Raw genomic sequence first — 24,162 nt, forward strand, 5'->3', positions numbered from 1 at the left:
TTATTGCGACTTGCTGACTGCGCTTCGCCTATTCCACAATGCTACTATTTTTGCAAGCAGCACATCGCCGCCGGCATATAAAAAAACAGCACCCATTGGTGGGTTTGATGCAGGTATTTGTCCAAATATTTTTGCTCCCCAGCCCCAGCATTTATAATAGGTACCTATTAACTCTATAAGGATCACGCAGAGGGCGATAAAGTAATACATATTGTCCCAGCGTTTTCTGTATAGCAAAAGGAAGAATAGCAAGCCTAATATCAGGGTAAGTATATCCCCAAGAAAAAAACCTGCGTATAAAAACAATAAAGTAAAGGCGATAGCAAAGAATACCCGGAGTTTGTTGTCCAGGTGTGCCGCATAAGTGGTTTTTGCAATGATGTAACCCGATGCGTACACAATGCCATGGCCGAAGGGTACATATAATGGAATATATGGTGTGCGGTAGGTGTACATGCCCAACAGTGTACAAAATAGGAGTTCGCCGATGTAAGAGAGCAACACCATAACAAACATTAGTTTGCGCAGGTGGCTGTTTGATGTGGCATACATCGCCAGAAAATAGAGGACGACTAATACATTCGTAATTTGTCTGCCGTCAAAGTAAGTATCGGTAAAGTAAACAGAATCGATACCCAATGCGAGCATAGTAAACAAAGGGAAGAAATAGGCTAGCCAAAGCTGCTTTTTGTAAGTAGCTGGATTATGGAGCTCCCCGAAATTTAAAGCGCTAATTTTAATATCTGTAAGGATAGGTATTGGTGCCTTAAGCGGGCTGACTGATAATCACTTCTGCCACCTCTTCAGCTGAAATATCGCTGTGCGAAGCATCCAGTATGCAGTCTCCATTTTTTACCAGAAGAATCTGTGGGGATTCATGGTGAACTTGAAAAGTTTCGGCAATTTGAGCTGATATTGGTCGATGAGCAATCAGGTCCAGAAAATATAGGTTGGTATCTGTAGGAATGGCTTCCCAATCCATTTCGAAACGTCTTTTAGCCATCATACTAACAGAGCAACGGGTGCTGTGTTTGAAGATTAAACTATAGCCGGCTTGATTTTTAATTTCATCAACCTGAGTTAGGTCGGTAATGTATTTCCACTGCATCTGTAATCCTTTCTTTTATTAAATATTATCCTCTTCTTCTTTTGCCCTCAGGGTAAGAACTGTAAGCAGGGCAAAGACGACTAGAACAAGCTTCTAATAGCGTAATTGCAAAAAATACGCCAATCATTAATACAGCAACTTTTTTCATCTAATTTTAGATTATAATGGATTCTGTTACTAATCTACGTCTTTTGCCCTAATAATCAAAGCATTGTTAAAGTATTGCAACAAGATGCGCCATTTTTATGGCGGTAATTGCAGCCTCATCACCTTTATTGCCAAGCTTTCCGCCGGCCCTGTCGATTGCCTGTTGCTGATCATTGGTGGTCAATACACCGAAAATAACCGGTTTACTATGCTTAACACTTACATTGGTAACACCATTGGCCACGGCATCACATATAAAGTCGAAGTGTTTAGTGTCGCCTTGTATCACACAACCAAGGCAAATAACTGCATCCAGGTCTGTATGTTTTTTAAGCAATATATCTGCCGCGCTGGTTAATTCAAAGCTACCAGGTACAGCAACAGAGATGATGTTGTCTTCGCTAACACCATGTTTAATCAGTGTGTCAAAAGCACCTTTATACAAAGCGCCTGTTATTTCTGCATTCCATTCTGCTACCGCAATTGCTACTTTATAATCGGCCCCGTTAGGGATGGTGGTATGAGAGAAATCAGATAGGTTTTTTAATTGTGATGCCATACTGCAAAGATAGGAGTTGGATATAAAAAAAGGCTAGCTGAACAGCTAACCTTTTGTAAAAATGTTTCTTTGAAACTATTTAACCTGAGCTTCGGCACGGCCAATATACTCATCAATTAAAACTGCTTCCTGGCTTTCAGGATATTGAGTTTTGATTTTAGAATAAGCCTCCTCAGCGTCTTTATAGTTTTTCAGGGTTTCGTTAATAAGACCAAGTTTTTTAAGGAACATTGGAGAAGTAAACTTATTGTTGCCTTTATCGGCTGCTTTTTTATAGTAAGTTGCCGCTTGTTTATAGTCTTTCAATTCGCTGTAAGCATCACCTAATAAACCTAAAGCAAGTGGATCAATAACTGTACTTCCGGTTTCAGAATACTTACCTAAAGATTCAACCGCTTTTTTGTATTCTCCTTTGCGCAAATAGATACCACCTAAGTAAAGGTTGGCAAGATTTGCAGATTTGGTATTTGCATATTCGTCTGCAATGGTTTCTAAACCAGGGAAGCCACCTTCGCCTTTTAATGCTTTGTTTGACAATGAATCTGCACCTATAAAATGCTCTGCTTTGTACATTTTAGCAGATGCTTCTTCGGCTCTGCCTTTTAAATATACATTTTGGTACCATATATATATACCAATAAGCACTACAACTGCACCTACAATGAACAATAGGCTTTTAGTATTTTCTTGTAAAAATGATCCCTTTCTTACCGGCGGGGCTATTTCTTTTTCTGTATCTAACATTTGATTTAAAAAAATTAAGGATTGCAAAAATACGTTTTTACATCAAAGTATCAACCTCTTTTTTAAGTATTTAATAAAACATATTAACAGCCACGTTAATTGACAATGGTAAACGGTAACTTTGAAATAGATTATTTATGTGGTTAAAGAACATTACACTCCTAAATTTTAAGAATTATTCTGATGCAAGTGTTAGTTTTTCTAAAACTGTAAATGCATTTGTAGGGAATAATGGTGCCGGTAAAACCAATTTATTGGACGCCATACATTACCTGTGCCTTTGTAAGGGCTACTTTAATCCTATTGATAGTCAGCAGATAAAAACCAATGAGGATCTTTTTTTAATTCAGGGCGATTTTGAACGGAAGGAAAAGAATGAGAAGATCACCTGTGGTGTAAAGCGAAATCAGAAAAAGCAGTTTAAGAGAAATAAAAAAGAATACGATAAACTGGCCAGTCACATCGGTCTTTTCCCCTTGGTCATGATATCACCTTACGATACGGCTATAATTATGGAGGGTAGTGAGGAACGCCGCAGGTTTATGGACAATGTGATCTCACAGACTGATGCGCATTATCTGGACGAACTGATTCTCTATAACAAGCATTTGCTGAACCGCAATGCATTATTGAAGCAAATTTTTATTACCAAAAGCTATGATCCTACTTTACTGGAGATTTATAACGATAGACTGGTAGCCTCTGGGGTTAAGATTTTTAATAAAAGGCAGGAGTTCATGTTAGATTTTATTCCCTTGTTTAACAAGTACTACGAATTTATTACCGCATCTAACGAATCGGTGAATCTGCAATACCAAAGTCAGCTTACCGATACCGCGTTTGAGCATTTGCTGCTTCAATCAATTGAACGGGATAAAGTATTGGAACGCACTACTACAGGGATACATAAGGATGAGCTGGTGTTCAGTATTGCAGATATGCCACTCAAAAAATTTGGCTCGCAGGGGCAACAGAAGTCGTTCGTTATTGCCCTTAAATTGGCTCAATATGCTTACCTGCAAAAGTACCGAGGTTTTAAGCCCTTATTGTTGCTTGATGATATTTTTGACAAGCTGGATGATAGCAGGGTAAGTAAACTGATGGAGATGGTTTCTCACCATGATTTCGGTCAGATATTTATAACAGACACGGGAAAAGACCGTGTTGTTGGTATCTTTAACAAGATAAAAGTACCACTCACATTATTTGAAGTAACTAACGGAGCAATACATCATGCGTAAGCCAAATGACATCACCTTAAAGGAAGGAATTGGGAAAATGCTTAATGTATATAAGCTGAAAGGAAAATTTGATGAAACCGCCGTTGTGGCATTTTGGCCTGAGCTAATGGGTATGGCTGTTGCCAATAGAACCAAACAGATCTACATCTTTCAGAAAAAGCTTTTTATAAGGCTGGAATCTTCTGTGATTAAGAATGAGCTGTTGATGGTCAGAACCGGCATCATCCAAAAAATTAATGAACGAGCCGGTACTGAAGTGATTACAGATATAGTTTTTCTTTAAAACTACCTTTTACCATCAAAATACTTTACTAACAAGCCAGATAATCAGGGCAACTACCAGTACTACTACGATTACACCTGTTACAACTCCGGCTTTAAAAATTCCCTGTACCAGTTCACAACTTGAAAGGGTTGTGGTAAGCAGGGCAATTAGGGCAAGTGGAAAATATCTCTTAGTCATATTATTTAGTTTTGTACTATTTAACAAAATTCTATAACAAAGGTTTTATCAATTACTTTCCATTTATCTTCAGTAGCTCAATTTCGAATACCAGCGTGCTGAAGGGAGGAATGTCTTGTCCGGCACCACTTTCGCCATAAGCAAGGTTATAGGGAATAACAAATCTATACTTAGCACCCGTTTGCATCAACTGAACACCTTCTGTCCACCCTGGTATAACCCTATCTAGCGGAAAAGTAGTTGGCTCGTTTCTTTTATAAGAGCTATCGAACTCCTTACCATTAAGCAAGGAACCCTTGTAATGTACCGTAACGGAATCTGTTGCTTTTGGATTTGCTCCAACACCTTTGGTAATTACCTGATACTGAATACCACTTGCGGTAACCTGTACACCAGCTTGTTTCTTATTGTTTTCAAGAAATGCTTTGCCTTCAGCAATTGCTGGTGCAAATTTTTGCTTGGTAATGTTACTGATAAAGTTATTGATGGACGCTTCAGATTTAGCTTTGTCTATTGCAGGCATTTTACCTGCAAAAGCATCTTTACATCCCTGTAAAAGCATGTCGTAATTTAGGCCATTAATACCACCGGATTTCATGTTGCTGGCCATACCTAGTCCGAATGCATAACTTGCAGAATCCAATGAATTTTTAAAAACAAGTGGTTTTGCAACAGCTGTACCTGCAGTTTTGGTAGTGGTTGTCTTTTTAACAGTCGTTGTTTTTTTTGCGGTTTGTGCAAAAGTAACCGATGCACAAAGTGGCAATAAAAGTGTGATCAGAATCTTCTTCATATTAAAACCTTTCATCTGCTGAAAAGAAGAAATCACCTTCGATAGCTGCATTTTCGTTTGAATCTGAACCATGTACTGTGTTTGCATCTATTGATTTGGCGTATTTTTTACGGATGGTACCTTCGGCAGCATCAGCAGGATTGGTTGCACCTATTAGTGTTCTGAAATCATCAACCGCATTGTCTTTTTCAAGAATAGCTGCAATGATTGGTCCAGATGACATGAAGCTTACCAGGTCATTATAAAAAGGGCGACCTTTGTGTATTTCGTAAAACTTACCGGCAGTTTCGCTAGTTAGCTTAGTGTATTTTAATGCGATGATTTTAAAGCCTGCTGTAGTGATGTCATTAATGATTGCACCGATGTGTCCGTTTGCAACACCATCTGGCTTAATCATTGTAAATGTTCTGTTTGTAGTCATTTTCTTTTAAATTTTTTGCAAAATTACATTTTATACTCTTAATATTAAAGCTTGAAATTTAGTTAACTGGTTTTGATCGTATTAGTTTTGCGACTAGTCGAATTTATTAAGCTTCAAATTATCATTAAATCATTAGCTTTGCGCCCGAAATATGTTGTCTATCACTGAAATAAAAGAACTGCTGACTACTCCGCAGAAGATTGTTATCACTACCCATCATAAACCAGATGGTGACGCAATGGGTTCATCATTGGGCTTATATGCTTATTTGATACAATTGGGGCATCATGTTACGGTGATTACACCTACAGATTATCCATACTTTTTACACTGGCTGCCCAACAATTCTGATGTAATCATTTACACAGAAAAAAGGGAGCATGCTGCCGAGCTGGTGGCCAATGCCGCACTGATCTTTTGCCTGGACTTTAATACCCTAAGCAGAATCAATGAGCTCGGAGAATTGGTAAGGGCATCGGGTGCCTATAAAATAATGATAGATCATCACCTGGAGCCAGAAGATTTTGATGATTACCGCCATTGGAGTATCAATGCCTGTGCGGCTGCGCAACTGGTTTATGAGTTTATTGTAAACGAGCTGAACGATGGTAAGATGATGAATAAGGATATTGCAACCTGTTTATATACGGGGATCATGACAGATTCTGGATCTTTCCGTTTCCCTTCTGCTAATGCTGCAGTTTATAGAATTGCAGCAGAACTGATAGATGCCGGAGCAGAACACTGGAAAATTCATCAATTGGTATACGATAATGCTACCGAGAACCGTTTACGCTTTTTAGGACATTGCATCAGTAACAAACTGGAGATATTAAGAGAATATAATACGGCAATTATTACGGTAACCAGTCAGGAGTTGAAAGACTATAAGATTATAACTGGTGATACTGAGGGGATTGTGAATTATGCGCTGTCAATTAACGGGATAAGACTTGCTGCATTTATTATTGAAAGAACTGATAAAGTTAAATTATCTTTGCGCTCCACCGGGGATTTTCCGGCCAATGAAATCTGTAAAAAGTATTTCGATGGCGGCGGACATAGGAATGCTGCTGGGGGTGCATCTGTTAAAGACCTTGCAGCTACAGTACAGGAGTTTAAAGAAATATTGAAAGAATACAAAACACAGCTGTTGCAGTAAAAAAAGGTTGCAGGAGCTACAATTAAAATATATAAACAAACAAAAATAATTAAAACCAAAAATGAAGAAAAGCATAGTGATTCTTTTCGCGGCTACACTTGGATTAGCTGCATGTAACAACTACAAAAAAGGCGACGGAGGCCTGATGTATCAAATCCACAAGGATGGCGGTAAGGAAAAGATTAAGGAAGGTGATCTTGTTAAGTTGAACTTTGTTCAGAAGAATGAGAGAGATTCAGTAATGTTCAGTACCTATGATATTGAGTCGCCTCAAACATTCCCTGTTGCGAAAAAAGTTTATAGTGGTGATATGAATGATGTGTTGACATTATTTGGAGAAGGCGATAGTGCAACTTTCAAGCTAAACCTTGATACTATGGCTAAACGTGGTGTACCTAAGCCAGCTGCGAATTCAAAAGATACTTACCTTATATTTACTGTAAAGGTGGAGAAAGTATTTAAGAAAAACCCGGGAGAAGACCAAGCTGCATTCCAAAAAAGAGCTCAGGAGTTTTTCCAAAAGGATTTTGTTGCTGCACAAGCGAAATTCAAAGCTGCTGAAGCAGGTAAGATCAAAACTTATGTGGAAGACAATAAGCTTAAAACACAAACTACTGCTTCTGGCTTACAGTATGTGATTACTAACCCTGGTAGCGGACCAAAACCTGTTATCGGTGATACGGTAATGATCAACTATACTGGTCACCTTGCTACTAAGAAAGCTGATGGCACTTACCAAGTTTTTGATACTAGCGTGAAGAAAGTTGCTGAAGATGCTAAAATGGTTAACCCTATGGCTAAATATGAGCCAAGACCTTTCAGTATCGGTGCTGCAATTCCAGGATTTGACGAAGGTTATCAGTTAATTGGTAAAGGTGGAAAAATCACTTTAGTTATCCCTTCTAAATTAGGATGGGGAGAATCTGGTCAGCCACAAGCTAAGATCAGTCCTTACTCTCCAGTAGTATTTGAGATTGAAATTGTTGATATTAAGAAACCTAAACCTGGATCTGTTCCAGTAGCGGTTGCACTTCCTGCTCCGGCAATTAAGTAATAAAATTATCGGATCTGATCCGTGAATAGACCCTGTTGGTTATTAGCCAACAGGGTTTTTTTATTAACTTCGCCCATGCTTTTAACAGATACCCATACCCACCTCTATTACGAAACAGATGCAGAGAAACAAGCGTTGCTGATGCAGCGGTGTTTTGATACAGATGTAAAGCGTCTTTTTCTACCCAATGTAGATTTTGCTTCTATTGAACAGATTGACAGCTTAGTTGGTAAATACCCTGAAAACTGTTTTGCAATGGCCGGGCTTCACCCCTGTGAGGTGAAGGAAGATTATCAATTGATGCTTGATCAGATTTGTGAAAGTATGGTGGACAGACAGGTATACGCGATAGGAGAGATTGGTATTGACCTGCATTGGGACAAAACTACACTTGCTTTTCAGCAACAGGCGTTTAAGGAACAGATCAATTGGGCAAAGGACTTAGAATTGCCTATTGTAATTCACTGCAGGGAAGCTTTTGATGAAGTATTTGAAGTGCTGGAACAAGAGAAGGGAGATTTGCTAAGGGGGATATTTCATTGTTTTACCGGAGACTTGGTACAGGCCAACCGTGCAATTGATCTGGGCTTTTATTTGGGGATTGGTGGCGTAGTGACTTATAAGAATTCTGGATTGGCAGAGGTGTTGAAAGATGTGCCATTAAATAAACTGGTATTGGAAACAGACTCGCCGTATTTGGCACCTGTACCTTATAGAGGAAAGACTAACGAGAGTAGCTATCTGATTTTTGTCGCCGAAAAGCTTTCAGAAATATATGATGTTAGTTTGGAAGAAATTGCTTCAGTAACTACCGCTAACTCAATAGATATTTTTAATATTTAGCATGGTTAATATCCTGATTATTTATACCGGTGGTACCATTGGAATGGTAAATGACCCTAAAACAGGATCCCTGATACCATTTAATTTTAAGCAAATCCAGCAGAATGTTCCAGAGCTGGAACGGTTGAACTATAATCTGGATGTGCATTCTTTTGATCCCATACTGGATTCGTCGAACATGACGCCTGCCATTTGGGTGGAACTGGCTTCGCTTATCCAAGTTAAATATGAGGAGTTTGATGGCTTTGTGATCCTGCATGGATCAGATACGATGGCTTTTACCGCATCAGCTTTAAGCTTTATGTTGGAAAATTTGAGTAAACCGGTAGTGCTAACAGGTTCTCAGCTTCCCATTGGGGAGATCCGCACAGATGCAAAGGAAAACCTGATTACAGCGCTGGAGATAGCTGCAACCAAAAACAATGGAAAGGCGATGATTCCTGAGGTTTGTATCTATTTTGATTACCAACTGTTTAGGGGTAACCGTTCTATAAAGTACAATGCAGAAAAGTTTGAAGCATTTCGAAGTCCGAATTACAATATACTTGCTGAAGCAGGAGTTACATTGTCCTTTTTTAGTAATTATATATTGCCGCAACCAAAGAAGGAATTAGTAGTGCACAACGAGTTGAATCCCAATATTGGGGTGTTAAAATTGTATCCGGGTATATCGCCACAGGCTGTGCGGGCAATAACGGATTCGCCTGTGGATGCTATTATTATGGAGACTTTTGGGTCAGGTAATACCACAACAGCCGAATGGTTCCTTGCCTGTTTGCAGGAAGCGATAAACAACGGTAAAATCATTGTTGACATTACACAATGCCTGCGTGGTGCAGTAGAATTGGGTATGTACCAGACCAGTAAAAAATTGCAGCAAATGGGTGTTGTATGCGGGTTTGACATGACATTTGAGGCGACCACTACCAAATTGATGTACTTGATGGGGCAAAAGATAGGAAAAGAAGAAGTGGCAAGGTTAATGGAAGTGTCTATAAGAGGAGAATTGACTGTCTAACAAAATTAGATCATTTACATATTATGAAAATTGAGCAGATTTATACCGGTTGTTTAGCAGAGGCTGCTTATTATATAGAAAGCGATGGGGAAGCAGTAATCATTGATCCACTACGTGAAGTTGCACCCTACCTTAAAAAAGCTAGTAAAGATAAAGCTGTAATCAAGTATATCTTTGAAACGCATTTTCATGCTGATTTTGTATCAGGTCATATTGACCTTGCAGAAAAATCGGGAGCAATTATAGTATATGGCCCGACGGCATCTACATCTTTTAAATCGCATATTGCGAAAGATGGAGAACAGTTTAAAGTTGGAAAGCTAACCATCATCGCACTGCATACACCAGGACATACACCCGAATCTGCTACCTATCTTTTGCAGGATGAAAATGGTAAGTCGCATTGTATTTTTACCGGAGATACCTTGTTTATTGGTGATGTAGGCAGACCAGACCTGGCACAAAAAGGGGAACTGACGATAGAAGATATGGCTGCAACATTATATGATTCACTACATAATAAGATTCTTAATTTACCTGACGATGTGTTGGTATACCCTGCGCATGGCGCAGGATCTGCCTGTGGAAAGCACATGAGCAAGGAGACCTTTGATACCCTTGGTCACCAAAAGCAGGTAAACTATGCGCTCAAAGCTGCAACAAAGGAGCAATTTGTTAAGGAAGTAACGGCAGGCATATTGCCTCCGCCCCAGTATTTTGCCAAGAATGCGGCTATGAATAAAAATGGCTATGAAAGCTTTGATGACGTTTATGATAAAGGTTTTAAAGCATTGGCTGCAGAAGAATTCGAGTTGCTTGCCAATCATACTGGTGCCGTAATATTAGATACAAGAGATCCGCAGGTCTTTGCTAAAGGATTTATACCATCGGCTGTAAACGTTGGGTTAAACGGACAGTTTGCACCATGGGTGGGCGCACTGATTACAGATTTAAAGCAGCCTATTCTTTTGGTGGTAGAAGAAGGAAATGAAGAAGAAGCGATAACCCGACTGGCAAGGGTGGGGTATGACAATACGATCGGTTATCTTAAAGGAGGTATAGAAGGTTGGAAGGCTTCGGGTAAAGATATAGAAGAAATCGTATCGATATCTGTAGAAGAATTTGAAAAAAGGTTAAAAGAAGATTCGAGCATTCCGGTATTAGATGTAAGAAAGCCCGGTGAATATGATGCCGAGCATTTGGAAGTATCCCTTGCACGACCTCTTGATTACATCAATGACTGGATGGAAGATATTGACTTGGAGAAAACTTACTACATACATTGTGGAGGAGGTTACCGATCTATGATTGCAGCCTCAATATTAAAAGCAAGAGGCTTTGAAAATGTGATTGATATAGCTGGAGGCTATGCCGCCATTAAAAATACAAAATTAGAAAGGTCAGACTTCGCCTGCCCTAGTAAAGCAATGAAAGTTTAAAATGGCTGAGAAATACGATGTGTTGATTATTGGTGCAGGACCTATAGGAATGGCCTGTGCGATAGGTGCCAAGGAGGCTGGGTTGAGTTATGTAATTATAGAAAAGGGTGCTTTGGTGAATAGTTTATATAACTATCCGGTATTTATGACCTTCTTCTCTACTTCCCAAAAGCTGGAGATAGGTGCTGTGCCATTTGTGAGCATAAGCAATAAACCCAACAGAAATGAAGCATTGGAATATTATAGAAGGGTAGCAGAGAAGTTTGAACTTAATGTTAATCTGTATGAACAAGTACAGACGGTTGAAAAGCAAGATGGGCTGTTTAATGTAGAAACCTTAAAGGCACAGTACCAGGTAAAGCAAGTAATTATAGCCACTGGGTTTTATGACGTGCCAGTAATGATGGATGTTCCAGGGGAGGAGTTGCCAAAAGTATTGCATTATTACAAGGACCCGCACTTATATGCTTTTAGTCGCGTTGCGGTAGTGGGCGCTAACAATTCAGCTATTGATGTGGCGCTGGAGACCTACCGTAAGGGCGCAAAAGTAACACTAGTGATTAGAGGAAAGGAATTAGGCCCAAATGTTAAATACTGGGTTCGCCCTGATATTGAAAACCGGATAAAGGAGGGAGAGATTAATGTTTACTTTGAAAGTGAGGTGACTGCCATACGTGAACATGAGATTGATATCAGGACTCTTGAAGGTTTGGTAACGATAAAGAATGATTTTGTATTGGCCATGACTGGCTATCGTCCTGATTTTAACTTGTTAAAGAATTTGGGAGTGCATTTAGAAGAAGGAAATTGTCCGCTTTATAATCCTGAAACCATGGAGACATCATTAAAAGGACTTTACCTTGCTGGAGTTGTGTGTGGTGGAATGGATACACACAAGTGGTTTATTGAAAACTCACGAGTGCATGCAGATCAAATAATAGCTCATATTAAAGGAAATTAAATTATGTTTGCACACACATTTTTACCTGAATGCCGGGAATAGATCAGATAAAATTACCAATAGCTGCAGACATTGATGTATTTGAAGAAAAGTTTAAAGCTTCAATGCATAGTGATGCACCCTTGTTGGACAGAATCACTCATTATATAGTTAAACGCAAAGGGAAGCAGATACGGCCTATGTTCGTATTTTTTGCAGCTAAGTTATGCGGGGGAATTATTGAGTCTACACACCGTGGTGCTGCATTGGTAGAACTGTTGCACACGGCCACGCTTGTACATGATGATGTGGTTGATAATGCTTATGAAAGAAGGGGTTTCTTCTCTATAAACGCGTTATGGAAAAATAAGATTGCGGTGCTGGTAGGCGATTATTTGTTAGCTAAAGGGCTTTTGCTTTCTGTGAATAACGGGGAGTTCCGGTTACTGCAAATTGTATCAGAAGCCGTTAAGCAAATGAGTGAAGGTGAGCTTTTACAGATTGAAAAAGTACGCCGAATGGACATTAGTGAAGAGCTATATTTTGATGTGATCCGTCAGAAGACAGCCTCTCTTATTGCCTCTTGTTGTGCTTGTGGAGCCGCGTCTGCTGGTGCTGATGAAACAACTGTTGAAAAAATGCGCTTGTTTGGCGAGAAAGTGGGTATTGCTTTTCAAATTAAGGACGATACTTTTGATTTTGGAACAGACGATGTAGGTAAACCATTAGGTATTGATATTAAGGAGAAGAAAGTAACACTACCATTAATTTATGCATTAAATAGATCTGATAAATCTGAAAAGAAAAGGATCATTAATCTGGTAAAGAACCACCAGGAAGATCCGGTAAAGATTAGAGAGATTATTGATTTCGTTAACTCCAAAGATGGTGTACATTATGCTAACGAGAAAATGAAACAATACCAGCAGGAAGCATTTGATATTCTCTATACTTTTGAACCTGGGGATGCACGTACTGGTCTTGAGCAGCTGGTTAGATACACAACTGAGCGCAAGAAGTAGCACTTCTATTAAATTTGTTGCAATATTTCTTTAGTATGTTGGTTAGAATGTTCTATTTTGATCAAAATATCGTGTTATGAGAATTTTCTTGAGTCTGTTGATTTGTTGCTTGGCTTTTAATGTAGCCGCACAGGATGATTTTAGTGCAGTTTTTGGTAAAATAAATATAGATGTACAACAAAACTCTAAAGCATACAGCAGTTTAAAAGATGCAACAACGACGATTGGGCACCGCCTGACAGGTTCTTCTAATGGTGCAAAGGCAGAAGAATATGCTTATAAACTACTTAAATCTTATGGATTAGCCGTGCGTTATCAGCCTTTCGAAGTAGAGAGCTGGAGCAGGTTAACAAATGAAACTAAGATAGGCGATGCAAATGATCAATTGTTAAAGGTTGCTACGGTGACTTTAGCACATTCACCTGTTAAGGCAAATATAATTGGAGAACTGGCTGACATGGGTAATGGCTTGGAGGCAGATTATTTGCATGACCGAGGTAAAGTGAAAGGAAAGATAGCGTTGGTGTATCTGGGTGTTTTGCCTGGTTCCCCTGCGGGAACAGCTTCCCTGCATCGTTCTGAAAAAACTGCCATAGCCATCAAGTATGGAGCTATTGGAATTATCATTATCAATGTTGTAAAAGATGGTGTCTTGCTTACAGGAACTGCATCAGTTACTGGTAAATTGATAACAATTCCTGCGGTTTGTATTGGTTTGGAAGATGGTATGGCTGTTAAAGAAAAATTGAAGACAAAGCAACAGTTTGCTAGTCTTAACATGACCAATTTCTCTGGAATGATCAAAGCAAGAAACGTGATTGCTACAATAAAAGGAACAGAACTGCCAGCAGACAAAATTGTTGTCGGCGGGCATTTAGATAGCTGGGATCTGGCTACTGGTGCTATAGATAACGGGATAGGTTCTTTTTCGATAATTGATATGGCCAGAACATTCAGTAAACTTCACCTAACTACGAAACGTACAGTAGAATTTATTCTTTTTATGGGAGAAGAGGAAGGTTTACTTGGGTCTAAGGCCTATGTTAATGCTGCTAAAGCAGCAGGTAAACTTGGGTTGATAAAGTTTATGCTGAATTACGATATGACCAATGACCCAAAGGGATTTAGTGCCAGCAGAGTGGAAATGAAAGACATCTTTACTGCATGGGGTAGTCAGATCGTAAAACTAGATACTGGTTTTAAGAACCTTTTCTCTGCAGAGGTTGGTTTACACAGCGATCACCAACCTTTTATGTTGCAGGGTATTCCTACGGGAGGAGGGACAGGCGGCCATCTGCCAAATAATTCTGGACCTTATTATCACTCAAATGGCGATGTGTTTAAATTGGTAGATGAGCAGGGTATGAAAAATACCGTTCGTTACAGCGCAATGCTTACTTATGCTTTGGCTAATACACCAGCTTTGCCTCTTGCCCAGCAAGATGATGAAGCGATTAAGTTATTCCTGCAGGAGAATAAGTTAGAAGAGCCTTTAAGGATTGCCGGCGAATGGAGATGGTGACCCTAAGCGTAAGCGGCTGAAATCTTTCTTGTATGGGTGCAGGAAGCTTTATTAATGTATTTATTTTCTTTATAAGCTTCTTTGCCCAATCTGCGTAAAATCTTGTAGTGTGAAACCAATGCGCCACTGAATGTATCGCTATAGATATAAGGTAAATTAAACTCTGCTGCTGTTTCTTGTACAATTACACCAATTGCCGGATAGTGTATGTGGCATACCTTTGGAAATAGGTGATGTTCAATCTGTCTGTTTAAGCCACCGCAAAGGAACCCTGCAACCTTACTTTTAATAGCGAAATTAGCTGTTGTTTGTAGTTGATGAACGGCCCAGGCCTCCTCAATATTACCATGCTCATCTGGAAATGGGAAGCTTGTTCCTTCCACTACATGCGCCAATTGGAAAACTAAACCCAGAACAAGACCCTGTGCAAATTGCATAGCCAAAAAGCCAATCAGGAATTGCCACCAGGTAACATTCATCACAATTAATGGAAGTACAATGAAAAGCACATAATAAATCGCTTTGAAGAAAAATAGCTTGAAGTATTCTATTCTTGGATGGTCACAAACATGCTCGCCAATCTTTTTCTGAAAGAATTTTTTATAGTCTTTTCTAAATACCCAGGAGAGCATGGCCAAACTATAAAGCCCGAACGCATAGAAATGTTGATACCGTTGTATTTTGTTGACTGTTTCTGATTCTGAGAAACGTATAAGACCAGGAGCAACGTCAATGTCTTCGTCGTGCCCTGCAATATTGGTATAGGTATGGTGAACAATATTATGGCAAATGTTCCATACGTAAGGGCTGGCACCTATTAGGTTAAAAACAAAACTAAATGTAGCATTTACTTTAGGGTTTGCAGAGAATGATTTATGTATAGCATCATGACATACATTAAATCCTACAAAGGCGCCTGTAATGCCTAATAAAATGGCAGCAAGTAAAGTAAGCCCTAAGCCTTGGTTTCCAATCAGAACAAAGAGGTATAGTCCAGTTAATGCAGATAAGAAAAATATAGCTTTAAACCACATTGCCCCATTCGCATGCGTAGATAAATTATTATCTATAAAGTGCTGATCAACACGTTTTCTTAAAGTAGCATAAAAAGCAGATTTGTTGGTATTGGTAAACTTAATCTTTCTAACCATTATTTTTATGTTCCTGTAATTTTTATTCTTATCCCTTGAATGATAGCTAATATAATACAAATATACATAGGTTAGTTACTATCAGACAATTTATTAAGATACGAAAACCGACCCATTAAGGATTTGTTTTCAAATTAGTTATGCTTTAAATTGAAAGTATGTGCATTAAAATAAAATTCCTATTTTTACAGCCCGCTTATGGAACAGATAAAAACATCATTTGATTTTGAAAAGCCTTTGGCTGAATTGGCACAGCAGATTGATAAGGTGAAACAGGTTGCCGAAAAGACAAAAGTAGACATGTCTGCCACTTTAGCTGAATTGGAAGAGAAGTTGGTGGAAACCCAGAACAATCTTTATGATAATTTAACCGGTTGGCAGAAGGTTCAAATGTCCCGGCATCCTGAAAGACCGCAGACACTGGATTACATCAGTATGATTTGTGAAAATTTCATTGAGATGCATGGTGATAGAACTGTTAAGGATGACAAGGCGATTATAGGTGGATTTGCTACTATCGGTGATCAGTCTGTTATGATTATTGGTCACCAAAAAGGCAAAAATACAAAAGAGCGCCAGTATCGTAACTTTGGTATGGCCAATCCTGAAGGTTACCGTAAGGCATTGCGCCTAATGAGACTGGCAGAAAAATTTAACAAACCTGTTATTTCTTTTATTGATACGATGGGCGCGTACCCGGGTTTAGAAGCTGAGGAACGTGGGCAAGGTGAAGCGATTGCGAGAAATTTGCTAGAGATGTCAATCTTGAAAGTTCCTATTCTTTGTTTTGTAGTTGGAGAAGGAGCCTCTGGTGGTGCTTTAGGTATTGGTATTGGTGATAAAGTTTACATGCTTGAACATACTTGGTATTCAGTGATTTCCCCTGAATCTTGTTCGTCCATTTTATGGAGAAGTTGGGATTACAAGGAAAGAGCTGCCGATTGTTTGAAGCTTACGTCAGATGACATGTTTAAAAATCAGTTAATAGACGGCATCATTAAAGAACCGCTTGGAGGCGCACATCAGAACCCTGAAGCAATGGCTCAAACAGTAAAGGAACAGATATTAAAAGATCTGAGGGAATTAAAGAAAGAGAAAACTGAAAAGATGGTTTCCAACAGAATTGATAAATTCTGCTCAATGGGAGTTGTTGTTGAATCATAAATAAGGAATACAAATAAAAAGTGGTAGCAATTTTAATTGCTACCACTTTTTATTTGTGAAAAGTTCAGGTCTTATCGAGGACCTATAAACCTGCTAAAGCGACCTTCAAGCGCACTGTACTGCGCAAGTATTTCCTGACTTAATTTAGTTTGCTTATATTTTTCGGTAGTTCTTGCCATTTGGTTTAAGAATGACATGCCCAACTGTAAGTTTTGTGTACCGGTTAGCTTGTTCTTACTTGCTGAAATATCAGCCAAGTAGGTTAATTCCTTTTGAATAAATGTTGCAGATTTTTCAATCAATAAATTGGCCTTCTGAGTTTCATTCAAGGCATATAAGTTTTCTGCCATAAAATAAACACCCATCATAGATCTCAATCCATAAAACTTATCTGGCATTACTTCAAAATATTTTGCCGCTACCTTTTTAGCTTCTTCTGTTTTTCCTTCGTTGATCAAGCCTGTTATTGTATTGTTAAAAATATTGCTGAAGATGGATACATCATCTGTTGATTGCGTATCTAGATATCTTGCTTTCTTGATATTTCCCCAAACGAATTTGTTCATTACATTATTATACAAAACGGGAGTGTTTAACAGCTCCACTTTACCAGCAACTGCTGTATCTACTTTAAGAGGGATCAGGTGAAGCGCAAGGCCTTCGTTGTACAGATAATTGTCTAAACCAAGATATTGTTCAGATGGGACTGTACTGGCAAAATAAATTGGTCTCTTCCAGTTGTTGTGAACCAATATATCCAATAGGGCTAATTTTCCCTTGGTTACATAGTTTTCTTTAAACGTCCATACCAGTTCAGGAACAATTTTCGCAGAATCTGCAACGCTCACTACGCCATTTTTGATTACGTCTTCTCTATTAACCGTTAGTTTAAAATTCTTAGTAGGGATGAAGTTAACCTTCCTTCCAGCTTGTAAGGCTATTTTATCTTCATCATTATCAGATAATAGAACCTCAAGTATTTTCTTTAATTCTATATGACCAGCAATTTTATAATCCTGGTAATACATAATGTCGCGTTCTCCTTGAACATACTGAGACTCTTTCATAGTAATAGGAAGAGGCTCAGATTCATTTTGCTTACGCTTCATACCATTGATATACCAGTCTGTATCAAACAAACTTAGGTTTACCAAACGGATATCCGGTCTGATGTTTTCTACTTCCTGAGCATACCAAAGTGGATAAGTATCGTTATCCCCATAAGTAAATAGTATAGCATTTGGTGCGCAGGACTGTAAATAATCAATGGCAATATCATGTGCAACAAACTTGGTGGACCTATCGTGATCATCCCATCCCTGTTGGGCCATAATTACTGGTGCAGCAAAAAGCGCAATAACGGTAGCAAATATACCAGCATTGACTGGTGTAACCTTTTTTGCCAGCCACTCTCTGATGGCTAGAACACCCAAACCTATCCATATGGCGTAAGCATAGAATGATCCAGCGTACGCATAATCACGTTCTCTTGGTTCAAGTGGCTTCTGGTTAAGGTAGAGCACAATGGCCATGCCTGTAAAGAAGAATAGTAGTGCAATGATACCAGCATCTTTTTGGTTGCGTTTAAAATGCCATACAGCACCTATTAAACCAAGAATCAAAGGAAGGAAGAAAAAGCGGTTGTATGCTTTGTTCTCCGTAATTGTAGGCGGTAAGTGACTTTGATCTCCAAGTCTGATTGCATCAATAAATTTGATGCCACTTAGCCACTGACCTTCATATATGCTACCTTGTCCCTGGTCGTCATTCTGCCTTCCTGCGAAGTTCCACATAAAGTAACGCATGTACATCTGCCCAGTTTGATAGGCAAAGAAGAAACCAATATTGTCAAATAGTGTAGGAAAATGGGTGTCATCAAAGCCCATCATATCTTTGTAATAACCTACATGTCTTGCGTCATCACTGTACATCCTTGGAAAAGGAGTTGTCCGGTCGTAAACAGCATCTGTTTTCTTACCTGCTTCTTCATATTTATCTGCACCCTTACGATACAAAGTTTTTCCTTCTTGATATTCAACAGCTTCAGAATTATAGTTAGGACCGAATAGTAAGGGTCTATCTCCATATTGTTCCCTGTTCAGGTAACCTAGAAATGAGAAAGCATTATCAGGATCACTGTTATTTAAGTTTGGGTCTGCCTTTGCCCTGATGATAATCATTGCGAAAGATCCATATCCAAAAATGATCAGAACAGTAGAAAGTAAAGCGAGGTTTAAGATCTTTTTCTGATGCTTAATAGAATATTTAATTCCCAAAACAAGTCCTGCAATCACTAAAACTGCAAAGAATAATACACCTGTTCCAAATCCCAGGCCTAATGTATTAACAAAGAAAAGGTCAAAATACGCGCCGAAAGAAACAATGTATTGTATGATGCCATATTGTATAAAGGCAAGTATTAAAACGCCTATCGCAAAAGTTTTAAATATACCTGCTGTTGTAGGTTGTTTTGTTTTCTTAAAGTAATATACAAAAGCAATGGCAGGAATGGTAAGCAGGTTTAATAAGTGAATGCCTATGGAAAGGCCCATAATGTATGCAATAAATAACAGCCACCTATCTGCCTTCGGTTCGTTAGCATTGGCCTCCCATTTCATAATTCCCCAAAAAACTATTGCGGTAAATAAAGAGGATAATGCATATACTTCAGATTCCACAGCTGAAAACCAGAAGCTATCAGAAAATGTATACGCAAGGGCACCAACAACACCTGCGCCCATTATGGAGATCAGATTTGATTTTGTTACCTCTTCATTTTCTTTTATTAGCACTTTTTTAGCGAGTGCAGTGATGGTCCAAAATAAGAATAGAATGGTTGCCCCACTGGCTATTGCTGATCCTACATTCATAAAGTAAGCTACTTTATCAAGCTGGCCAAAGGCGAAAAGCGAAAAGAAGCGCTGTATCATCAGAAATAGGGGCGCACCTGGTTGGTGAACTACCTGCATTTTTAAGGCAGAGGCTATAAATTCGCCACAATCCCAAAAACTTACTGAGGGTTCTAATGTTAAAACATAAGTTAACGTAGCTACTCCAAAACAAAGCCAACCGGTAATGTTATTGATTTTTGAATAATTCATTTCTTTATCAAAATTGTTAATATGATTAATGTGTTATTAATCGCTGCCGAAAATAAAGAATAAGATTGATAATATGCATACAACTGCTCCTGTTTAACACTTTTGTTATTCTACCCACTATATGTTAAATCGCAGGAGCGATCTTAAGCTTTTCCAGTTAAAAATATTTTAAGGTGCTGATTTTCAAACACCAATATAATGTACATTAATTTATTTCACATTTTTTGTGGTGTGGTATTGCAGAAGTGAAAAATGTACGTAAATTTGCATTCCATTTAAAAGCAACCCTTTTGTGGAAGATTGCCCGATAGTATAAAGGTAGTACAACGGTTTTTGGTACCGTTTGTCTAGGTTCGAATCCTGGTCGGGCAACTAAATAATATTCGGATTGCGAGAAACCGCAGTCCGATTTTTTTTAACCACTATTGATACTTTTCAATAATGCCACTGCAATTCAACCAAGTTAAGCTTTTTGCCGGTACAGGTACAAAAGATTTGGCCATTAAGATTGCCGAGCAATACGGTAAGCCTTTAGGAAATGTTACGCTAAACAAATTTAGCGATGGAGAGTTTCAGCCTTCTTATGATGAAACAGTTAGAGGATGTGATGTTTTTATAATTCAATCCACTTACCAGCCTTCTGATAATTTAATGGAGTTGTTATTAATGATCGATGCCGCTAAAAGGGCCTCCGCTCATTATATCACTGCGGTTGTACCTTATTATGGTTTAGCAAGACAGGATAGGAAAGACAGGCCGAGGGTAGCAATTGGAGCAAAACTTGTAGCCAACCTTTTAAAATCTGCAGGAATTCACAGGATCATGACTATGGATCTTCATGCTGCACAGATTCAGGGATTTTTTGATATACCTGTTGATCACTTGGATGGATCAGTAGTTTTTGTTCCTTACATCAGGAGTCTTGGCTTGGAAAACTTAACCATTGCATCACCAGATATGGGTGGTTCTTACAGGGCACGTACTTTTGCCAAGTTTTTCAATGCAGAGGTCGTAATTTGCGATAAGCGGCGTAAGCGGGCTAATGAGATTGAATCCATGTCTATCATTGGTGATGTAACCGGAATGGACATCGTATTGATAGATGATATTTGTGATACAGCAGGTACACTGGCAAAGGCTGCTGCTTTGATCATGGAAAAAGGGGCCAAGAGTGTGAGGGCGGTTTGTACACATCCTGTACTTTCTGGAAAAGCTTATGAAACCATAGAGAACTCTATGTTAACGGAATTAATCGTTACTGATACGATACCACTTAAGCAGCAAAGTCCAAAAATCAGGGTGTTGAGCACTGCCCCATTATTTGCTAAGGCTATTGCCAATGTAAATGAGCACGGTTCGATAAGCGAACTGTTTAAAGTTTAATTTTAATAATTATTTATATACCGGAACAGAATGTTCCAAAACATTTAAAAACATGAAAATAATCGCAATTAGCGGTTCTCCAAGAGAGAACGTAGGGAAACGCGATGCTAAAGAGCTTCGCTATGAAGGCAAAGTTCCTGCAGTATTGTATGGTGGTAAAGAACAAGCACATTTTGCTGTTGTAACAACCGAATTAAAGGATGCTATTTATACTCCTGAAGCTAACTTTGTAGAGATCTCTCTAGGTGCCAAGAAAGTTAAAGCCATTATCAAAGAGTTACAATTTCACCCACTAACTGACCTGCTTTTACACGTAGATTTTCTTCAGTTGTTTGACGACAAAGAAATCATAATGGAGATTCCAATCAAATTGGTAGGCACTTCTCCAGGTGTTAAAATGGGTGGTAAAATGGTGCAAAAATTGCGCAAACTTCGTTTAAAAGCATTGCCTAAAGACATGCCTCAGGCTGTTGAAGTAAGCATTTCGAAGTTAGATGTTGGCAATTTGTTCCGTGTACGTGACCTTGCAAAAGGAAACTATGTGATCACAAACACGCCTGAAGATACGATCGTATCAGTAGGTATGTCAAGAGCATTAAAGCAAGCTGAGCAAGCTGGCGGTAAGAAATAATTTAATTACTTCTTATAACGAAAAAGGCGGTGCAGATCAAATCTGTATCGCCTTTTTTCATATCCGTAAAATATTATCTTTGTGCCCAGATGAAATACTTAATAGTTGGTTTAGGGAACATTGGTCCAGCATATACTTATACCCGTCATAATATAGGTTTTCTGATAGCTGATGAGTTGGTGAAAAACCTGGAAGGCAGTTATACCAATTCAAGATTGGCTTATTACGCTGAACTTTCTTATAAAGGGAAAAAGCTTCACGTGATTAAACCAACCACCTTTATGAATCTAAGTGGCAAATCTGTCAATTATTGGATGCATGAACACAAAATCCCCCTGGAAAATGTTTTGGTACTAGTAGATGACCTCGCTTTACCTTTAGGGAAGCTAAGGTTGAAGTTACAAGGCAGTAGCGCCGGACATAATGGACTGAAGAGTGTTGAAGGATTATGCGGCGGACAAGCATATCCCCGACTACGCTTCGGTATTAGTGATAATTTTGGAAGAGGTGGACAAGCAGACTATGTGTTGTCAAACTTTGACAAAGATGAAATACCCGAACTTCCGGCACTAATAGACAGAAGCGTAGAGATCATAAAAAGTTTTGTAACGGCTGGGCCATCAAAAACAATGACAGCTTTTAATCAGTAGCAGCAGAAGTATACATTGTTAATTTCCGGTGTAAGGTTTCCAGTTCAAAGGGTTTACTAACAACATCATTGGCTCCGGCCTCCATAGCAGTTCTCTTATCGTTTTCCATTACAGCGGCAGAGAAAGTGATAATTGGGATCTTTTCTTTGCCTGGAGCAGCTCCATTTCTAATCAGTTTTATGGCATCAAGACCGTTCATAACAGGCATAAAAGTATCCATTAGGATAATGTCGTAATCATTGTCTTTAAGCTTATCTATGGCTTCTTTTCCATTCTCAACCACATCTGCATCCACCATCCAGTCTTTCAGAATTTTAATAATCAGGAATTTATTGATTGGATTATCTTCTGCAACCAGTACTTTAAGGTTTGTAAAAGGCATTAGGGTTTCTTTTGGTTTTTTCTCAACAGTTTTTACGTCTTTACTTATCTGGTACCAATTTTCAAAGCAAAACGTGCTTCCCTTATTAATTTCACTTTGTACCTCCAAAGTACCCCCTTTTAGCTTAGCCAAATTTTTAACAATGGATAAACCTAGTCCAGTCCCACCAAAGTTAGTGGCAGTCTGGTCGTCTGCTTGTTCAAATATTTCGAAAATCTTTTCTATGTTTTCTTTAGCAATGCCAATACCAGTATCAATTACAGCAAATTTAATCCTTACGTTATTTCCTTTGGCATTTACTACATCAACTTTTAGCGTCACACTGCCTTCAGATGTAAATTTGATGGCGTTACCTATCAGGTTCATTAAAATCTGGTTTAGTCTAAGTGAATCTGCAATAATATGTTTAGGAAGATCAGGGTCAAGCACTGTAATCAACTCCAGTTTCTTTTCCCTGGCTCTTATTTTTAACAGGTTAACCACAGCATCACATACACCTATTAGGTCTGTATCGTTTCGGGTGATACGGAATTTACCAGCCTCAATCTTTGATAGATCTAAGATGTCGTTGATAACACCCAAAAGAGAGTTGGAAGAAATTTCAAGCAATTTGAGCATTTCCTGTTGATCCTCATTTAAGTTGGTTTTTTCTAGAAGATGGGCAATTCCTATAATACCATTAATGGGAGTACGCAATTCATGACTCATATTGGCCAAAAAATTCTCCTTAATTCTTTTACTCAGTTCTGCCGCCTCTTTAGCTTTAATAAGTTCGTTTTGATAAGTTTCCAGTTCTTTGTTTTTTTGTTTTATCTCCCGCTGATTTCTTACAAATTGTATAAAAGAATCAACTTTGGCTGAAGTAACAAATGGGTCCAAAGGTTTATATAGGTAATCAACCGCTCCAGTGTTTAGGCCTTTAACGGCATATTTTGTTTCCTTTGATATAGCGGTTACAAATATGATCAGGATATCTTTTGTTCTTGGATTGCTTTTTAAAATCTCTACCAATTCAAAACCATCCATTTCTGGCATTTGAACATCAACTAAAGCAATTGCAATGTCCATTTCCCATGAAAGCCTCAATGCCTCATTGGGGTTAGTGGTCGTAATGATGTTGATGTCCGACCGCTGTAACAGGGCTTCAAGTGCAATAATGTTTTCCGGCCGATCGTCGACTATTAGGATATTAATCTTTTCCATGTATGCAAATTGTCATTGAGG

Annotated in this window: 24 protein-coding genes and 1 tRNA gene; 15 read left to right on the plus strand and 10 right to left on the minus strand. The window is 38.7% G+C overall.

Annotated elements, in window-relative coordinates; genetic code table 11:
- The 4 genes from ACVWYN_RS04145 to ACVWYN_RS04160 all read right to left on the minus strand — a co-directional run bounded on the left by ACVWYN_RS04145 (position 1) and on the right by ACVWYN_RS04160 (position 2,558).
- Positions 1-648: a hypothetical protein gene (locus tag ACVWYN_RS04145; RefSeq protein WP_457287563.1), complete on the minus strand. Its 648-nt coding sequence runs from the start codon at positions 646-648 to the stop codon at positions 1-3.
- 118 nt (positions 649-766) lie between these two features.
- Positions 767-1,108, minus strand: a complete 342-nt coding sequence (gene ytxJ, locus ACVWYN_RS04150) for a bacillithiol system redox-active protein YtxJ (protein ID WP_457287564.1) — start codon at positions 1,106-1,108, stop codon at positions 767-769.
- 214 nt (positions 1,109-1,322) lie between these two features.
- Positions 1,323-1,814, minus strand: a complete 492-nt coding sequence (gene ribH, locus ACVWYN_RS04155; RefSeq protein WP_457287565.1) for a 6,7-dimethyl-8-ribityllumazine synthase — start codon at positions 1,812-1,814, stop codon at positions 1,323-1,325.
- Positions 1,815-1,889: 75 nt separating this feature from the next.
- Positions 1,890-2,558, minus strand: a complete 669-nt coding sequence (locus tag ACVWYN_RS04160) for a tetratricopeptide repeat protein (RefSeq protein WP_457287566.1) — start codon at positions 2,556-2,558, stop codon at positions 1,890-1,892.
- Between the two features lie 137 nt (positions 2,559-2,695).
- Here ACVWYN_RS04160 and recF point away from each other — a divergent pair, with 137 nt between their 5' ends.
- The gene (recF, locus tag ACVWYN_RS04165; RefSeq protein WP_457287567.1) at positions 2,696-3,799 is read left to right on the plus strand and encodes a DNA replication/repair protein RecF; all 1,104 of its coding nucleotides are present in this window, start codon (positions 2,696-2,698) and stop codon (positions 3,797-3,799) included.
- Positions 3,792-4,082, plus strand: coding sequence for a DUF721 domain-containing protein (locus ACVWYN_RS04170; RefSeq protein ID WP_457287568.1), 291 nt, complete (start codon positions 3,792-3,794; stop codon positions 4,080-4,082). Before recF ends, ACVWYN_RS04170 begins: the two co-directional genes overlap by 8 nt.
- Positions 4,083-4,097: 15 nt before the next feature.
- Here the strand turns inward: ACVWYN_RS04170 and ACVWYN_RS04175 are convergent, their stop codons facing one another.
- Genes ACVWYN_RS04175 through ACVWYN_RS04185 form a run of 3 tightly spaced genes read right to left on the minus strand, consistent with a single transcriptional unit; the run spans position 4,098 to position 5,476 of the window.
- A complete protein-coding gene (locus tag ACVWYN_RS04175) occupies positions 4,098-4,262 on the minus strand; it encodes a hypothetical protein (RefSeq protein WP_457287569.1) in 165 nt (54 codons plus the stop codon).
- Between the two features lie 52 nt (positions 4,263-4,314).
- The gene (locus ACVWYN_RS04180) at positions 4,315-5,055 is read right to left on the minus strand and encodes an FKBP-type peptidyl-prolyl cis-trans isomerase (protein WP_457287570.1); all 741 of its coding nucleotides are present in this window, start codon (positions 5,053-5,055) and stop codon (positions 4,315-4,317) included.
- A gap of 1 nt (position 5,056) precedes the next feature.
- Positions 5,057-5,476 carry a nucleoside-diphosphate kinase gene (locus ACVWYN_RS04185; RefSeq protein ID WP_457287571.1) on the minus strand — a complete coding sequence of 140 codons (420 nt, stop codon included), beginning with the start codon at positions 5,474-5,476 and terminating at the stop codon, positions 5,057-5,059.
- Positions 5,477-5,627: 151 nt separating this feature from the next.
- On the opposite strand from ACVWYN_RS04185, the gene ACVWYN_RS04190 reads away from it, so the two are divergent.
- From ACVWYN_RS04190 to ACVWYN_RS04225, 8 genes are all read left to right on the plus strand, one after another.
- Positions 5,628-6,638, plus strand: a complete 1,011-nt coding sequence (locus tag ACVWYN_RS04190; RefSeq protein ID WP_457287572.1) for a DHH family phosphoesterase — start codon at positions 5,628-5,630, stop codon at positions 6,636-6,638.
- A gap of 61 nt (positions 6,639-6,699) precedes the next feature.
- Positions 6,700-7,692 carry an FKBP-type peptidyl-prolyl cis-trans isomerase gene (locus tag ACVWYN_RS04195; protein WP_457287573.1) on the plus strand — a complete coding sequence of 331 codons (993 nt, stop codon included), beginning with the start codon at positions 6,700-6,702 and terminating at the stop codon, positions 7,690-7,692.
- 75 nt (positions 7,693-7,767) lie between these two features.
- Positions 7,768-8,535 (plus strand): TatD family hydrolase, encoded by a 768-nt coding sequence (locus tag ACVWYN_RS04200; RefSeq protein WP_457287574.1) that lies wholly within the window; start codon positions 7,768-7,770, stop codon positions 8,533-8,535.
- Position 8,536: 1 nt separating this feature from the next.
- Positions 8,537-9,553 carry an asparaginase gene (locus tag ACVWYN_RS04205; RefSeq protein WP_457287575.1) on the plus strand — a complete coding sequence of 339 codons (1,017 nt, stop codon included), beginning with the start codon at positions 8,537-8,539 and terminating at the stop codon, positions 9,551-9,553.
- A 23-nt stretch (positions 9,554-9,576) separates the two neighbouring features.
- Positions 9,577-10,992, plus strand: a complete 1,416-nt coding sequence (locus ACVWYN_RS04210; RefSeq protein ID WP_457287576.1) for an MBL fold metallo-hydrolase — start codon at positions 9,577-9,579, stop codon at positions 10,990-10,992.
- Between the two features lies 1 nt (position 10,993).
- Positions 10,994-11,953 (plus strand): YpdA family putative bacillithiol disulfide reductase, encoded by a 960-nt coding sequence (locus ACVWYN_RS04215; protein ID WP_457287577.1) that lies wholly within the window; start codon positions 10,994-10,996, stop codon positions 11,951-11,953.
- A gap of 29 nt (positions 11,954-11,982) precedes the next feature.
- Positions 11,983-12,954, plus strand: a complete 972-nt coding sequence (locus tag ACVWYN_RS04220; RefSeq protein WP_457287578.1) for a polyprenyl synthetase family protein — start codon at positions 11,983-11,985, stop codon at positions 12,952-12,954.
- A 76-nt stretch (positions 12,955-13,030) separates the two neighbouring features.
- Entirely contained in the window at positions 13,031-14,476 is a 1,446-nt protein-coding gene (locus ACVWYN_RS04225) for a M28 family peptidase (RefSeq protein WP_457287579.1), read from the plus strand.
- 2 nt (positions 14,477-14,478) lie between these two features.
- On the opposite strand, the gene ACVWYN_RS04230 is transcribed toward ACVWYN_RS04225, so the two are convergent.
- A complete protein-coding gene (locus ACVWYN_RS04230) occupies positions 14,479-15,627 on the minus strand; it encodes a fatty acid desaturase family protein (RefSeq protein WP_457287580.1) in 1,149 nt (382 codons plus the stop codon).
- Between the two features lie 198 nt (positions 15,628-15,825).
- On the opposite strand from ACVWYN_RS04230, the gene ACVWYN_RS04235 reads away from it, so the two are divergent.
- Positions 15,826-16,791, plus strand: coding sequence for an acetyl-CoA carboxylase carboxyltransferase subunit alpha (locus ACVWYN_RS04235; protein WP_457287581.1), 966 nt, complete (start codon positions 15,826-15,828; stop codon positions 16,789-16,791).
- 71 nt (positions 16,792-16,862) lie between these two features.
- Here ACVWYN_RS04235 and ACVWYN_RS04240 read toward each other — a convergent pair whose 3' ends face one another.
- Positions 16,863-19,892, minus strand: coding sequence for a glycosyltransferase family 117 protein (locus ACVWYN_RS04240; protein WP_457287582.1), 3,030 nt, complete (start codon positions 19,890-19,892; stop codon positions 16,863-16,865).
- Between the two features lie 301 nt (positions 19,893-20,193).
- Here ACVWYN_RS04240 and ACVWYN_RS04245 point away from each other — a divergent pair.
- The 4 genes from ACVWYN_RS04245 to pth all read left to right on the plus strand — a co-directional run bounded on the left by ACVWYN_RS04245 (position 20,194) and on the right by pth (position 22,556).
- Positions 20,194-20,264 (plus strand) — tRNA-Gln (locus ACVWYN_RS04245).
- Positions 20,265-20,333: 69 nt separating this feature from the next.
- On the plus strand, positions 20,334-21,275 hold the full coding sequence (locus tag ACVWYN_RS04250) for a ribose-phosphate pyrophosphokinase (RefSeq protein ID WP_457287583.1): 942 nt from the start codon (positions 20,334-20,336) through the stop codon (positions 21,273-21,275).
- Between the two features lie 52 nt (positions 21,276-21,327).
- Positions 21,328-21,906 carry a 50S ribosomal protein L25/general stress protein Ctc gene (locus tag ACVWYN_RS04255; protein ID WP_457287584.1) on the plus strand — a complete coding sequence of 193 codons (579 nt, stop codon included), beginning with the start codon at positions 21,328-21,330 and terminating at the stop codon, positions 21,904-21,906.
- An 89-nt stretch (positions 21,907-21,995) separates the two neighbouring features.
- Positions 21,996-22,556, plus strand: coding sequence for an aminoacyl-tRNA hydrolase (pth, locus tag ACVWYN_RS04260; RefSeq protein WP_457287585.1), 561 nt, complete (start codon positions 21,996-21,998; stop codon positions 22,554-22,556).
- Here the strand turns inward: pth and ACVWYN_RS04265 are convergent.
- Positions 22,546-24,141: a response regulator gene (locus ACVWYN_RS04265; protein WP_457287586.1), complete on the minus strand. Its 1,596-nt coding sequence runs from the start codon at positions 24,139-24,141 to the stop codon at positions 22,546-22,548. The two genes, pth and ACVWYN_RS04265, sit on opposite strands and share 11 nt — an antisense overlap.
- Positions 24,142-24,162: the final 21 nt, after the last annotated feature.

Source organism: Pedobacter sp. UYP24 (genome assembly GCF_054057295.1).

Bases quoted from the DNA above. Each gene is read 5' to 3' on its own strand.
- ACVWYN_RS04145 (WP_457287563.1), bottom strand. From the start codon at position 648: ATGCTCGCATTGGGTATCGATTCTGTTTACTTTACCGATACTTACTTT.
- ytxJ (WP_457287564.1), bottom strand. From the start codon at position 1,108: ATGCAGTGGAAATACATTACCGACCTAACTCAGGTTGATGAAATTAAA.
- ribH (WP_457287565.1), bottom strand. From the start codon at position 1,814: ATGGCATCACAATTAAAAAACCTATCTGATTTCTCTCATACCACCATC.
- ACVWYN_RS04160 (WP_457287566.1), bottom strand. From the start codon at position 2,558: ATGTTAGATACAGAAAAAGAAATAGCCCCGCCGGTAAGAAAGGGATCA.
- recF (WP_457287567.1), top strand. From the start codon at position 2,696: ATGTGGTTAAAGAACATTACACTCCTAAATTTTAAGAATTATTCTGAT.
- ACVWYN_RS04170 (WP_457287568.1), top strand. From the start codon at position 3,792: ATGCGTAAGCCAAATGACATCACCTTAAAGGAAGGAATTGGGAAAATG.
- ACVWYN_RS04175 (WP_457287569.1), bottom strand. From the start codon at position 4,262: ATGACTAAGAGATATTTTCCACTTGCCCTAATTGCCCTGCTTACCACA.
- ACVWYN_RS04180 (WP_457287570.1), bottom strand. From the start codon at position 5,055: ATGAAGAAGATTCTGATCACACTTTTATTGCCACTTTGTGCATCGGTT.
- ACVWYN_RS04185 (WP_457287571.1), bottom strand. From the start codon at position 5,476: ATGACTACAAACAGAACATTTACAATGATTAAGCCAGATGGTGTTGCA.
- ACVWYN_RS04190 (WP_457287572.1), top strand. From the start codon at position 5,628: ATGTTGTCTATCACTGAAATAAAAGAACTGCTGACTACTCCGCAGAAG.
- ACVWYN_RS04195 (WP_457287573.1), top strand. From the start codon at position 6,700: ATGAAGAAAAGCATAGTGATTCTTTTCGCGGCTACACTTGGATTAGCT.
- ACVWYN_RS04200 (WP_457287574.1), top strand. From the start codon at position 7,768: ATGCTTTTAACAGATACCCATACCCACCTCTATTACGAAACAGATGCA.
- ACVWYN_RS04205 (WP_457287575.1), top strand. From the start codon at position 8,537: ATGGTTAATATCCTGATTATTTATACCGGTGGTACCATTGGAATGGTA.
- ACVWYN_RS04210 (WP_457287576.1), top strand. From the start codon at position 9,577: ATGAAAATTGAGCAGATTTATACCGGTTGTTTAGCAGAGGCTGCTTAT.
- ACVWYN_RS04215 (WP_457287577.1), top strand. From the start codon at position 10,994: ATGGCTGAGAAATACGATGTGTTGATTATTGGTGCAGGACCTATAGGA.
- ACVWYN_RS04220 (WP_457287578.1), top strand. From the start codon at position 11,983: ATGCCGGGAATAGATCAGATAAAATTACCAATAGCTGCAGACATTGAT.
- ACVWYN_RS04225 (WP_457287579.1), top strand. From the start codon at position 13,031: ATGAGAATTTTCTTGAGTCTGTTGATTTGTTGCTTGGCTTTTAATGTA.
- ACVWYN_RS04230 (WP_457287580.1), bottom strand. From the start codon at position 15,627: ATGGTTAGAAAGATTAAGTTTACCAATACCAACAAATCTGCTTTTTAT.
- ACVWYN_RS04235 (WP_457287581.1), top strand. From the start codon at position 15,826: ATGGAACAGATAAAAACATCATTTGATTTTGAAAAGCCTTTGGCTGAA.
- ACVWYN_RS04240 (WP_457287582.1), bottom strand. From the start codon at position 19,892: ATGAATTATTCAAAAATCAATAACATTACCGGTTGGCTTTGTTTTGGA.
- ACVWYN_RS04250 (WP_457287583.1), top strand. From the start codon at position 20,334: ATGCCACTGCAATTCAACCAAGTTAAGCTTTTTGCCGGTACAGGTACA.
- ACVWYN_RS04255 (WP_457287584.1), top strand. From the start codon at position 21,328: ATGAAAATAATCGCAATTAGCGGTTCTCCAAGAGAGAACGTAGGGAAA.
- pth (WP_457287585.1), top strand. From the start codon at position 21,996: ATGAAATACTTAATAGTTGGTTTAGGGAACATTGGTCCAGCATATACT.
- ACVWYN_RS04265 (WP_457287586.1), bottom strand. From the start codon at position 24,141: ATGGAAAAGATTAATATCCTAATAGTCGACGATCGGCCGGAAAACATT.